The sequence below is a fragment of the Flavobacterium sp. Arc2 genome, from assembly GCF_041431385.1.
Lineage (GTDB): Bacteria > Bacteroidota > Bacteroidia > Flavobacteriales > Flavobacteriaceae > Flavobacterium.
On record NZ_JASMRH010000022.1, the window covers coordinates 64,112 to 77,424 of the forward strand.

Here is a 13,313-nt window from a genome sequence, read left to right on the forward strand (position 1 = left end):
TGGCTAGCTATTTTTAAATTAAGATTTCCGTATCTATTTCTGGTGTTAATGCGCTTTTTTCGATTAGCTAGCGTTAGGTGTTAAAATTTAAAGATTTAAAACAGCAAAATACAAAAGCCGTTAGCAGTATTAAATTAATACAGCTAACGGCTTTTTTCATTCTTTTGTACTTTATAATTTAAGCTTTAACAATCATTTTTCCAGTGTTAGAACCTTCAAATAAACCGAGTAATGCAGTTGGTAATTGATCAAACCCATCTACAACTGTCTGTGTGAATTTTAATTTTCCTTCTTGAACCCAACTTGATAATTGCTTCATTCCTTCAGGAAATCTATCTTGGTAATTACTTACTATAAACCCTTGCATTAAAACACTTCTTGTTAGTAACATAGGTTGTAGTCTAGGGCCCATGGGTGTTTCTTCGCTATTGTATAAGGATATCTGTCCGCATAATGCAATACGGGCATGAAAATTAATGGCACTAATTACAGCATCAGAAATCTCTCCACCTACATTATCAAAATAGACATCGACACCTTTTGGGCAGGCCTCTTTTACTGATTTGTAAATATCTTTGGTAGTCTTATAATTAATTACTTGGTCAAAGCCAAAGTCTTCAATTAATGTTTTTGCTTTTTCATCTGTACCTGCAATCCCTACCACGTGGCAGCCTTGTAATTTAGCAATTTGTCCTACAACCATTCCTACGGCTCCGGCTGCACCGGACACAACAACAGTTTCACCTGCTTTTGGTTTACATATATCCATTAGTCCAAAATAAGCCGTTAAACCAGTCATACCTAAAATACTTAAGTAGTAACTCAGCTCGGGTACATTGGTATCTACTTTTTGTAGGACATCATCTTTTGATACAAACGTTTCTTTCCACGGAAATCTTCCTACTACGGTATCACCAACTTTAAAATTATCTGATTTACTTTCTACAATCGTAGCAACAACACCGCCGTCGAGAGGTTCGTTAATCTTAAAGGGTTCCACATAAGATTTGGCATCATTCATTCGGCCACGCATATAGGGGTCGACCGAGTAATACAGTCCTTTTAACAGCACTTCCCCTGGCTGTAACTGATCTAATGTGGTATTTTCAAGTTTGAAATTCTTTAGCGTGGGTGCGCCAGAAGGTCGTGATTGTAATATAATTTGCTTTGTAGTCATAATTCTTTTATTTTAATTGTTAAACAGATATTAAAAGCACTTATTTTTAAAACAAAATAATCATTTCCCTATTTTAAAAATAAGTGCTTCTTTATACATCTATATAGTTTTAGCTTACTCTAATTAGTTTTTTGTTTACAAACTCATGAATTCCTTGTTCAGATAATTCACGTCCGTAACCTGAACCTTTAGTTCCTCCAAAGGGCAAGTCTGGTTGTGTTCCTGTGGGTTGATTAATGAAAACCATTCCGCTATCAATTTGATCAGCTAATCGTATGGCTCGTTTTATGTCTTTTGTAAAGATAGATCCCCCTAAGCCAAAAGGCGAGTCATTTGCAAGGTCTATAGCTTCTTGTTCATTTTCGACTTTGTAAAAAGAGGCTACGGGAGCAAATAATTCTTCCTGAAAAGTAGGTACTCCACGTTTTAGATTAGTTAAAATGGTAGGTTGCATAAAAGCACCGGTTTCAAAGGCCCTTTTACCGCCTACTAGAACTTTGGCACCTGCTTTTTCAAATCGTTTCACCTGATCTAATATATTGACTAAAGCTTCTTCGCTACTTAGCGGTCCAACCTCTGTATTTGGATCCATAGGATCGCCTACTTTAAGTGAGGCAACTTTTTTGGCAAACTTTTCTAAAAACTCGTCAGCTATAGCTGCTACGGCAATAAATCTTTTTGAAGCTACACAACTCTGTCCGGTATTGCTAAATCTTCCTGCAATAGCCATTTCAACAACGGTATCTATATCAGCATCTTCAAGAATTATAAACGGATCGCTACCACCTAATTCAAGGACTGATTTTTTTAAATGTTTACCTGCAGCTTCTGCAATACTAGAACCTGCACCTTCACTACCCGTTAGCGATACTCCTTTGATTCTTTCATCGCTAACTAAAGCTGTACTTCGTTTACCTGAAATCAATAAATTAGTGTATAATCCTTCTGGCGCTTTTGCTTCTTTAAATAATTCTTCAATTGCAATACCGCATTGAGGCACTATTGATGCATGTTTTAATAAAATGGTATTCCCTACCATGATATTTGGCGCAGCAAATCGTATGATCTGATAAAAGGGAAAGTTCCAAGGCATAACACCAAAGAGAACACCTATAGGGCTACTGCGAACAAACGCTTCGCCAGATTCAGGGTTTAATTTTTTATCGGCAAGAAATGCAGCACCATTATTAGCGTAGTAATCCAATATGTCTGCACTTAGATCAACTTCCCATTCCGCTTGTGCTTTTATTTTCCCCATTTCAAGGGTGATTAAGTCGGCTAAATCGCTTTTTCCTTTACGCATCAGATCGGCTACTTTATGCAACACTTTTGCTCGTTCGTCATAAGAAGTTTTCTTCCATTCTTGAAAAAAGTCATTAGACTTTTCGATTGCGGCTTCAACTTGTTCGTCAGTCATTTCATCGAATGATTTTACTACTTTGTTTGTGGTGGGGTTTGTTGTTTGAATAGACATAAATTTATTTTTAATTAATTTTAAATAGATTTAATCTTGCTTTTTAGGGTGTTAAAATGAGTGGAAATAGATACTGTGATTTCAGATATTTAGAACTACAGTATCTATTTCGACATTTTTTAAACAACTTTTATGCAGATTAAAGTCTGTTTTATAAAATTAATAAGAAACCCAATCGATTTGTCGCAACTAAATGTTAAAAGAATAAGACAGTACTACTAATTAATTCATAAATTTTAACACGTAAGTATTTATTGTATGTATTTTAAGGCAGTAATGAGTTTATGGTTCTATTTATCAGTTAATTGGTTCTTATCTTATATTCAGTTATTATGTTAAAACGATAAAAACAGGGAAGGACAATTAAACTTAGTAAGAGGATTATTTGTTTCATTATAATTGCTTTTCTATGAAATTTTAGAATTAATAGTATTGCCACGATATTTTTTTTCCAATGATTTATTTGTAACCGATAAATCCAGTGGTATGTATTTATTCTCAGAGATGCTTTCTAGAATTACAGCAACATTTGAAGTATTATGTAATTTCATTTCTAAAATGATAATGTACCGTGTCTTAATTAAAATACTAAAATAAAAAAATTAAAGCCAACATAAAATATTTATGTTGGCTTCAAAAAGTAAAATTTGTTTTTTATTGAGATTAAATTTCGATATAAATTACTTTCAGACTATATCGAGCAACTTAAAAGTTGACTAAGTACTTTCTGATTATTTAACGGCTATTAAATCTACTAATTCAATTACAGGATCTTTAGAAAGTAATGTTCCTGCGTTTGCCATTAAAGCTTCTGCGATTTTACCTGCAAGATGTGCTTTTCTACCTTCTTCAGTTTCAAAAGTATCAAAAATCCCAAAGGTTGATGGCCCTATTTGTAATCCGTACCAATTTACAGTGTCTGGCTCGTCCAGTACTAATGGTAAAGCACTTTTTAAAAATGCAGCAACTTCGTCTTCTTTTCCTACTTTAGCTTCTAATCGTGCTAATAAAGCATATTTTTCCATGATGATAAATTTTATTTAAGTAATAAAAGTAGTGCTATTAGTTTTTATGTTTGTATAGTTTAACTATTGTTCAACCTAAAATTTAACAGTATAGTACTTTTAGCAGAATCAGAAATCATAACAATAAAGGGAAACGCTGGAAGGCTGGCTCTTATAAACGCCTCACCAGATTTAGGGTTTACGTTTTTATCGGCAAGAAAGACCTCAGCTTTATCGACTTAGTAATCTAATATATAATAACGTAGGTTGCCTTCCTATTCCGCTTAGGCTAAAAATTTCCCGATTTCAAGGTTGATTAGCTCGATAAACTAACTTTTTCTTTTTGCGTAAAATATCGGCTACTTTATGCAATACTTTTGCTCGATCATCATAAGAAGTTTTGTTCTATCCCTTAAAAAAGCCATTAGACTTTTCGATTGTGGCTTGAACTTGTTCGTCAGTCATTTCATCGAAGGGTTTTAATATTTTGTTCGTAGTAGGGTTTGTTATTTGAATAGACATTAATTCTGGTGGTGTTAAAATAAGTAGAAACAGATACTGTGATTTGAGATAATTAATAAATGTGTTGATACGGTATGTCATTTTCTTAGGTATGTGCTAACCTTTGATACTATGTTAAAACGACAGGGATAGGGAAGGAGTGTCGACCGTATTACTAGCTTTGAACTGAAAACAAAAAATCCAAATAGAAAATGAAATTAAGTCATTTTCTATTTGGATTACTGTTGAAAAGCAAATCATATAAAGTTATTCTGTATCGGTATCTGTATTTCTGAATAATTTTCTTTCGAAAGTATCAGACCAATCCATTGACTTTATTGCTGACACTTGACTTTGATCGTTCATGTAAACACGAAGTTCTTTATTGGCCACCGCCTTTGTATAGAGTGCTTTATAACGAAAAATAGTTGTTCTAGTTTCGTTGTCTTTATAGATTTGCATTAATTTAAGGTCTTTAAAATCACCATATCGCTGTCTAAATTTAGCACATGTTTTTGATAGCTTTTCCTCTGTAATATTGTCGATTACAGATCTTGTTGCTTCACTATTATTAAAAGGCTTAAACTTAGAAGTGTTACAAGTCATTAAAATTCGTTTGCCTAACTGATAGGCTTTAGTCTTTAGATTAGCGTCAACTTCGGTGGAGGTTAATCTTACGAATGTTACTACTTCTGGTATCGCCTCAGTTGTTGTATCCGGTTTTTTTGACTTACATCCAATAAGTACAATCAAACTGAACAGTAGGATAATTTTTTTCATTTTCAAGATGTTATTTTTAGTAATAAGTTAGGGTCAGGGCAGTTGTTTAGATAAAAATCCAAATCACTTTTTGTGCAAACACCAGGGTAATCACCAGAATTAGCCCCTATGTTATCTATAATCTGAAAATGTAAATGCGGTGAGTAATCGCCGTTTACCGCTGCATCTCCCAAAAGGCCTATTTGTTGTCCTTTTTTATAAACAGTGCCAATTGCAAGGTTATCGAGACTATCTAACGACAAATGTCCGTATAAAGTATAAAATGTTTGATTTTCGATATGGTGTTCTAAAATGATAGTTGGGCCATAATCACCAAAACCAGCATTGAAATTGAAACTATGAATTTTACCCTCAAGCGCTGCTAAGATAGGAGTTCCCGCTTTTATCCATAGATCTAAACCAATGTGCATATTTCTTTCCTCTGTTTCAGTATCTTTAAAAATAGTACTTCGCTTATAAAGATTCCTTTCTTCATTATACCCTCCATACGCCACTTTTGAATTGTTTGAAGTCAGGTAATTTTCTATATATTTTTCAAAATCAGCTGAATCAGCCATCGATTGCTCACGTAGATCGTAATTTAAAACAGATAAATCCAAAGCGACATATTGATTTAAAGTAATAGAATCAGCGATTACTTTGACGTTTTGGGCATTTCTTAAAACGGTTTCTAAACTTGTCATTTTTTGCTATTTTGTGTTTCTAATTTCAATAATATAAAAAAAGCCAACTGAACTAATTCAGATTGGCTTTATTATTTTTAATTTTAAAAAACGAGATTATTTTTTAACTTCAACTTTTGCAGTACCTCCAGAAACGTTTACGTTGGTTTTGTTTTCTCCGTTTTTAGTACTTACATCAACACCGTCCGTACCTACACTTATAGAAGTTCCATCTTGTTTTTCTTCTACTACAGGAGCTTCTGTAGTAACTTCAATGGTTTGATTAGTTGTGGTTGCTGGAGCTGCTTCAGGAGTTTCTTCTTTTTCTTTACAAGAAACGATTGCCATAACAGACAATACGCCTATGAACATTGATATTTTTTTCATTTTTTTATATTTTAGTTTGTAACTAATTAGTCGACAAGATACTGTTTTTATTATTACTGAAACAGTTCCAATTACTATTCAGTTAAATATTTATAGTACTTTATTTTTTTAATATAAGTTTGGATACTTTGCAGGGTTTACCTCATTCATCATCGCATATACTTTTTCGTAAATATCTTCCGCAGAAGGTTTAGAGAAATAGTCACCATCAGTTCCATATGAAGGTCTGTGTGCTTTTGAAGTTAAGGTTTGTGGCTTGCTGTCTAAATAGTTATAACCATCTTGTTGGTCAATAATTTGTTGTAAAATATAAGCAGATGCACCTCCTGGAACATCTTCATCAATTACTAACAAACGATTTGTTTTAGCAATACTTTTTACAAGATCATGGTTAATGTCAAATGGAAGCAACGATTGTAAATCTATAATTTCACAGTCAATACCTACTTCAAGTAGTTCTTGTGCGGCTTGTTCCACTAATCTTAATGTGGAACCATAAGAAACTAATGTAATGTCAGAACCTTCTTTCATCGTTTCAACCACACCAATAGGAGTCTTAAACTCACCATAATTAAGCGGTTTTTTCTCTTTTAAGCGGTATCCGTTTAAACATTCGATTACTAAAGCTGGTTCATCACATTCCAATAGTGAATTGTAAAAACCTGCTGCTTTTGTCATATCTCTTGGAACTAACACGTGAATTCCTCTAATGGCGTTGATAATCATTCCCATAGGTGAACCAGAATGCCAAATTCCTTCCAGACGATGACCTCTTGTACGGATGATTAGTGGCGCTTTTTGTTTCCCTACTGTTCTGTATTGTAGGGTGGCTAAATCATCACTCATGATTTGGATCGCGTACAATAGATAATCTAGATACTGAATTTCGGCAATAGGGCGCAGACCTCTTAAGGCCATTCCTATACCTTGTCCTATGATGGTAGCTTCTCGTATTCCAACATCGGAAACACGGAGCGCACCATATTTTTCTTGCATTCCTTCTAAGCCTTGATTAACGTCACCAATTGCTCCTGCATCTTCTCCAAAGATTAGTGCTTCTGGGTATTTTGTGAAAATAGCATCAAAATTATCACGTAAAATCATTCTGCCATCTGTATCTTCATTTGAATCTTCAGCATACTGTGGTAAAACTTCTTTTGCGGAAAATACATTTAAGGCAGAATCAGAATGCAAATGACTACTGAATTTTTTTTGATTTATCTTAGTATACGAAGTGATCCAGTTTGATAGCTCCTCTTGTCCGTTCTCATTAAGTACAAGACGCAAAGATTTACGTGCTGCAACAAGAATTTCTTTTCTTATCGGGTCTTTTACACTTTTTAAGCTGGAAGCATATTTTAGAATACCTTCTTTATTATTACTTGAATTTGCAATTTTTTGCAATAATAAAATCAACTCTTTTTGTTCTTCAACAATAGGCTCAATAAAAGAACTCCATGCGGCTTTTTTACCTGCAAGAACTTCTTTCTTAGCGTTTGCATCTATCTCGGCTAACTCTTCAGTAGAGGCAATATTAATTGCAATCATCCATAATTTCATCTGTCTGATGCAGTCAAAATCTCTTTCCCACGCTAGACGGTCTCCATCTTTGTATCTTTCATGTGATCCAGAGGTAGAATGTCCTTGAGGTTGCGTTAGCTCACTTACATGTATTAGTACGGGAACATGCTGTTCTCGCGAAATCGCTGATGCTTTCTCATAGGTAGCAATAAGATCAGTATAATCCCATCCTTTTACTCTCAGAATTTCATACCCTTTTTCAGTCTCGTTTCTTTGATATCCTTTTAAAATTTCTGAAATGTTCTCTTTAGTAGTCTGATGTTTTGCATGAACAGAAATACCATATTCATCATCCCAAACGCTTATTATCATAGGTACTTGTAAAACACCTGCAGCATTAATGGTTTCAAAAAACAATCCTTCAGAAGTACTTGCATTTCCAATGGTTCCCCAAGCTACTTCATTTCCTTCATTTGAGAAATTTGCTTTGTTGGGAATTCCTTTAACTTGTCTGTATATTTTTGATGCCTGTGCAAGTCCTAATAATCTAGGCATTTGTCCTGCTGTAGGAGAAATGTCAGCACTGGAGTTTTTTTGTTTTGTTAAGTCTTTCCATGAACCGTCGTCATTTAAACTGTGTGTAACAAAATGACCGCCCATTTGTCTACCGGCAGACATTGGCTCTTCTTCTAAATTTGTATTACCATATAGTCCGGCAAAGAATTGTTCAACAGTCATTTGACCTATGGCCATCATAAAAGTTTGGTCACGATAATATCCGGAACGAAAATCACCATTTTTGAAAAATTTAGCCATTGCTAATTGGGGCACTTCCTTTCCATCACCAAAAATTCCGAATTTTGCCTTTCCGGTCAACACCTCTCTACGTCCTAATAGACTACATTCCCTACTTATCATAGCGATTCTATAGTCGTTCAACACTTCGGTTTTAAAGTCTTCGAATGTCAATGTAGTATTGGTTTTTTCTTTTATCATAGTTGGAAAGTATCACTTTATGAGACAAATTTACTTAAAATCTATCGATTTTCATAATACAGTGAAAGAAATATAATTTAATTATTATCAATTAAATCACTATAAACATATGTATAATTTAGATATTCGGAATTTAATTGCTTTTTATTGTATAATAATATAATGAAAAAGTATTAAAACTTTCGATTAAAACCATTTTCGATTAAATAAATTGATTAAAATTTTAGGAGATAATGTAATTACAAAACGAATTTTCTCACTGTATTTGTCTTGGCCTATTTCCCAACCGTTAGAAGAATAGACGGGTAGGTACATTTCAAAGTAATCGGGAACAAGATTTAATCGGATGCCGTTATCATATACAAATCTCTCCCTTTGGTATCTGTTTTTTAATATTCCGGCATCACCATAGACTTCAATCCAATTCCACAACGTATAACTCGCATTCACAGTAGTCATCCATTGATTGGCGTATGGCGTATTGAGTTTTGATTTAAAACCACCCTCAGCTACAATTAATTGTTGGCTAAAAAAACCACTGCTTTCAGATCTCCCATAGTAGCCATAATCAAACAAATAATCGGTCGGTCGGTCTAGAGCAAAACTAAAGAAATCAGAATTGGTTTTGTTGTATAGAAAACTACCTGCATAAACTCGAAAATTGATCTGACGATTATTCTCAAATAGTTGTCTGTATTCCAGTTCTGCAGCAATTTTCCCAAACTTAGCCGCTAATTGTAGGTCAGTCGAAAAGCTAAAATGATGAGTTACCTCAGTTGTTGTATTGAAGTACTTGGCATTAAATACAGAATAATTTTCTGTAGAATTGTCAATTATAAGGTCACTCTTTTCTCTGCTCACCATCACTTGGCGTAATACGATTAGCTGTTTTTTGTTGTCTCTAATGTCATCTTCCCTGATTTTTAGCTGAACCATCGGATTGATTTTTAAATAAGCAGCATCTGGTGCATAATGGAAATAAGCACCGGAAAGTGAATAACGCACATTGTAAAGAGCGCTGTTTCTATAGTTTTGATTGACCACCATAAAACCCGAACCAGAAAAAGTTTTTGCATTCGTTGAATAGGCTGGATTTACGTCAAAGGTAAAAGGCTTGTCTAAAATCGTTTTGTTATGCAGGCGCATTCCAGGAGAGAGGCCATCATATAAATTGTAGGTGAGGGTAGGGACATATAAAACCTGATTGTAATACGGATCCTCAAGATCCTTCATAAACACAAATTTTACGGGACGGTTATTTGGAAAAAAAGACTTTAGGGATTTCCAGTTGTTTCTTAAATTGTATTCAGGAACTTCGTTCTTATAGTTCAAAACAATTTTATCGGCACCTTTTCTTTCAACAGTAAATACACTGTCGGATATTTGTGGGTCCAACCATTTTTTAAACACAATTTGGCCTTTATAAACTCCATAGACCGGCACAGGAACGATCACTCCTGTTTTATTTTTAAGGGTAAATGAAATACTGTCTTTGGATTTTTCTACGTTAGCAAATTTAAAATCAATGATTTCCCTAGAATCTATAATCGTTTTAAAGAACCAATTAATATTTTTATTCGAATTTTCTTTTAAAATGGCTTCAAAATCATTTCTGGTGACCTGTTTCTCTTTGTTTTCAGCAAAGAACTGGTGGATACTGTTACTTACCACGGCATTACCAAGATAGTTATCTAGATATCTAAAGCTTAATCCGGCGCGATATTTACTGGCGATTTGCTCGTTGAATTTTATCAGAGAATTTTTTGGATCTCCCAGCGGTTGATCCAGATTTTTTCTGGCCATCAACATGTAGAAATAGCTGTACTGCTCATTAAAATCTAAATTAGTCAAATTGTAACTTTTCAATAATAGAAAGGTAGAGGCGCTACCTAGCATTTTTGTGTCAGGGTAATTTTGTTCTATATATTTCATCATGACATAAACCTGAATCCCGTCATAGATCCAATTGTCTTTCCTATTGTCTAAATGCAAACTGTTTTTTAGATAAGCATTCAAGTAGGTTTTTAGAAATTTAATCTCATAGGTAAATTCATCCGAAAATGGCCTGATAAAAGAGGGCAGTTGATTTAGACCATAGAACGGATTGCGTTCATAATCCGTTTGTGAAACAACAATTTTATCAAAAGGGTACTGCCCTATTAAATCATCTACATAATTAACAATACAATCAATCGCATAGGCTTGTTGTTTTAAGCTGACTTTATCCTCTTTTAAATTAGTCACTACTTCAAGGCCTTCAGTTTTATAGCTATAAAAACTGGATTTTGGTTCAATAAAAAGACTGAAATTAGTTCTGTTTTTTCCTGATAGTTTATAGATGGTATAACTTTCCTTTTGAATTCCCTCAGTACTGTCTAGATCAGTGGTCACTTCTAAACCTTTGGCTACTTTTAATTCGATATCAATATCAGATACCGCAGTGGCAATATCATCTAAATTAGCATTGCTGTATTTAATAAAAGTGTGGTTTTCATAGCGGGCAGGAGCGAGGTACCACGTTTTTAGATTCATGCCACCTGTTGCATCATAACCAAATTTAGTAAATACATCACTAGGAATCTTTGTCGTATAAGTAAGGCGCAATTTTATTTTTTCGTGCGGGGCGAGTTTTTCTCTCAATTTGACACTAATAATATCTGGATTTTCAGCCGTTCTTTCCCAGGAAAGGAATAATTTATTGGCATCAATAATCGTTACATTTTTAGTACTGCCTCGTTCTTCTTCTCTAGCCAGATGGAAACCGCGATAGAATTCATCTGAAAATCGTCTGGCCAAAGGAGTATTTACATCAGAGTAGGCATTATTCCAATCATTCAAAACCAGCGAAGTCAGCGTATCATTTGACTCATTAAAAAAGGTCAATTCCTGCTCAATATTCATAGTCTTATCGGCAGCATTTACTTCAACAAACAGTTGAGAATGATGCTGGGCATATTGTTTTATTGAGGTCAATAAAACTAAGATACAAATCACTATTTTATAAAATGGTTTCAATGCTCAATTCAACTGGTTAGTAGTGCACAATATACATTTATTTGGACACAAAAGGAATTATTTTTTTTAAAGAAGGCATAAAAAAAAGCTGTTCGTAAAAACAGCTTTCTTTATTAAAAATTGGGTTGCAAATTGTACTTTTTGTAGAAAGTATCCAAGACATCAACCACTTCGTCTTCGGTGTCTACAATTTTTATCAGATTCAAATCGTCGGGGCCTACGGTCTGTTCTCTTTCGATTAACATTTTCTTTACCCATTCTATTAATCCGGACCAAAACTCAGTTCCTACCAGTATGATAGGGAATCTCGCGATCTTTTTTGTCTGTATCAAAGTCATCGCTTCAAACAGTTCATCCAAAGTCCCAAATCCACCAGGCATAACCACAAATCCTTGAGAATATTTCACAAACATTACTTTTCTAACAAAGAAATAATCAAAATTCAGGTTTTTATCGCCATCAATGTACGGATTGAAATGCTGCTCAAACGGCAATACAATGTTCAAACCTACTGAAGTTCCTCCGCCCAGATGCGCCCCTTTGTTACCCGCTTCCATTATCCCTGGACCGCCACCAGTAATCACACCGTAACCGGCTTTACTGATTTTGTACGCTATTTTTTCTGCAAGTAAATAATACGGGTCTTCTGGCTTTTTTCGTGCCGAACCAAAAATGGATACACATGGACCAATACGTCCCATATTTTCATAACCGTTTACAAACTCGGCCATAATTTTAAAAATCGCCCAGCTATCATTAGTCCGGATCTCATTCCAGTTTTTCTGTTTTAAGCGGTCTTGGATTATTTTATCCTCATCATTGTCAAAATCTTCTAATCTCATATTCGTATTGTATTATTAACTATTATTTTCAGGAGCCTTATCCAGCTATCCGCTATATTCCCGATAACAAAAACTACGGCCAATGCCTTGTTTTTCTAATTCGGGAGATACCGCTTCTATCTGGGCTAGGAATCCAAGATACTAAAGTAACTCTTTTTTCAAAAGCGGCACGGTATAGTTTAATTATTTTTAAAAGCTTCTTTCTTTTTTGAATTGCGGTACCGGCAGTAAATTAAATGGGATAGCCTTTTTATAAAAACGAATAAATAAGAAAAACCTTAAATTCGTTAATGTAAAATTCAAAAAGATGTATATATTTGATGTTATATACAAGTTATAGGCAATGCGGAGCGAAATCGAATAAAAAACATAAAAAGAATGCAGAAACAAAATAAAATTTTCCTTTCTATTTTAATAATGGTTATTGGGTTTGTCCTAAATGGTTTAGCTTGGACAGTAGCAATGGGACCAACTTTAAACACTTTAGCATTATTATTAGGTTTAAGTTTTATGTTTGGCGGATTTATATATCTAATATTAAGTATCAAAAGTTAATCTATGGAATTAAAAGAATTCATTAAACAAACTATCATTCAAATCACAGATGGTTTAGTCGAAGGTCACAAATATGTTAACGAAAATAATTTTGGAGAAGGCATAAGTGACTCAAGTGGAAAAGAAATAAACTTTGACGTTGCTGTAACTTCAAATGAAGAGGAAACAACAGGAATTGGCGGAAAAATATCGATTGCAAATGTTTTTAATATTGGAGCGAAAGAAGAAAATACGACCAAAGCGACAAATGTTAGCCGAATCCAGTTTAAAACTTATCTGCACTTGAAAATGCCGAAAAAAAAATAAGCACAGCCTATAACAACCATTCCTATGTAAAGCATCATTAAGTTATAAACAACTTTTAAGAGGGTTATATGTCGGTTATTTTTCGAGTATAAA

At 34.1% G+C, this 13,313-nt stretch carries 13 protein-coding genes; 2 read left to right on the forward strand and 11 right to left on the reverse strand.

Going from position 1 to position 13,313, the window contains the following annotated elements:
* Window positions 1-178: 178 nt before the first annotated feature.
* The 11 genes from QO182_RS14970 to QO182_RS15020 all read right to left on the reverse strand — a co-directional run bounded on the left by QO182_RS14970 (window position 179) and on the right by QO182_RS15020 (window position 12,359).
* Complete coding sequence (locus QO182_RS14970; protein ID WP_371538380.1) at window positions 179-1,177, reverse strand: NADP-dependent oxidoreductase; 999 nt, start codon at window positions 1,175-1,177, stop codon at window positions 179-181.
* 109 nt (window positions 1,178-1,286) lie between these two features.
* Window positions 1,287-2,651: an NAD-dependent succinate-semialdehyde dehydrogenase gene (locus QO182_RS14975; protein ID WP_371562469.1), complete on the reverse strand. Its 1,365-nt coding sequence runs from the start codon at window positions 2,649-2,651 to the stop codon at window positions 1,287-1,289.
* A gap of 407 nt (window positions 2,652-3,058) precedes the next feature.
* On the reverse strand, window positions 3,059-3,202 hold the full coding sequence (locus tag QO182_RS14980; protein ID WP_371562472.1) for a hypothetical protein: 144 nt from the start codon (window positions 3,200-3,202) through the stop codon (window positions 3,059-3,061).
* A gap of 180 nt (window positions 3,203-3,382) precedes the next feature.
* Entirely contained in the window at window positions 3,383-3,676 is a 294-nt protein-coding gene (locus tag QO182_RS14985) for a putative quinol monooxygenase (RefSeq protein WP_371538386.1), read from the reverse strand.
* Window positions 3,677-4,060: 384 nt separating this feature from the next.
* Window positions 4,061-4,258: a hypothetical protein gene (locus QO182_RS14990; protein ID WP_371562475.1), complete on the reverse strand. Its 198-nt coding sequence runs from the start codon at window positions 4,256-4,258 to the stop codon at window positions 4,061-4,063.
* A 165-nt stretch (window positions 4,259-4,423) separates the two neighbouring features.
* The gene (locus QO182_RS14995; protein WP_371562478.1) at window positions 4,424-4,936 is read right to left on the reverse strand and encodes a hypothetical protein; all 513 of its coding nucleotides are present in this window, start codon (window positions 4,934-4,936) and stop codon (window positions 4,424-4,426) included.
* Between the two features lie 2 nt (window positions 4,937-4,938).
* Complete coding sequence (locus tag QO182_RS15000; protein ID WP_371562480.1) at window positions 4,939-5,619, reverse strand: peptidoglycan DD-metalloendopeptidase family protein; 681 nt, start codon at window positions 5,617-5,619, stop codon at window positions 4,939-4,941.
* A gap of 96 nt (window positions 5,620-5,715) precedes the next feature.
* Window positions 5,716-5,985 carry a hypothetical protein gene (locus QO182_RS15005; protein ID WP_371562484.1) on the reverse strand — a complete coding sequence of 90 codons (270 nt, stop codon included), beginning with the start codon at window positions 5,983-5,985 and terminating at the stop codon, window positions 5,716-5,718.
* Window positions 5,986-6,093: 108 nt separating this feature from the next.
* A complete protein-coding gene (locus QO182_RS15010; RefSeq protein ID WP_371562486.1) occupies window positions 6,094-8,502 on the reverse strand; it encodes a thiamine pyrophosphate-dependent enzyme in 2,409 nt (802 codons plus the stop codon).
* Window positions 8,503-8,688: 186 nt separating this feature from the next.
* Complete coding sequence (locus tag QO182_RS15015) at window positions 8,689-11,436, reverse strand: aminopeptidase (RefSeq protein ID WP_371562496.1); 2,748 nt, start codon at window positions 11,434-11,436, stop codon at window positions 8,689-8,691.
* A 194-nt stretch (window positions 11,437-11,630) separates the two neighbouring features.
* Window positions 11,631-12,359, reverse strand: a complete 729-nt coding sequence (locus QO182_RS15020; protein WP_371538398.1) for a TIGR00730 family Rossman fold protein — start codon at window positions 12,357-12,359, stop codon at window positions 11,631-11,633.
* A gap of 378 nt (window positions 12,360-12,737) precedes the next feature.
* Here QO182_RS15020 and QO182_RS15025 point away from each other — a divergent pair, with 378 nt between their 5' ends.
* A complete protein-coding gene (locus QO182_RS15025) occupies window positions 12,738-12,914 on the forward strand; it encodes a hypothetical protein (RefSeq protein ID WP_371562488.1) in 177 nt (58 codons plus the stop codon).
* A gap of 3 nt (window positions 12,915-12,917) precedes the next feature.
* Window positions 12,918-13,220 carry a hypothetical protein gene (locus QO182_RS15030; protein WP_371562491.1) on the forward strand — a complete coding sequence of 101 codons (303 nt, stop codon included), beginning with the start codon at window positions 12,918-12,920 and terminating at the stop codon, window positions 13,218-13,220.
* Window positions 13,221-13,313: the final 93 nt, after the last annotated feature.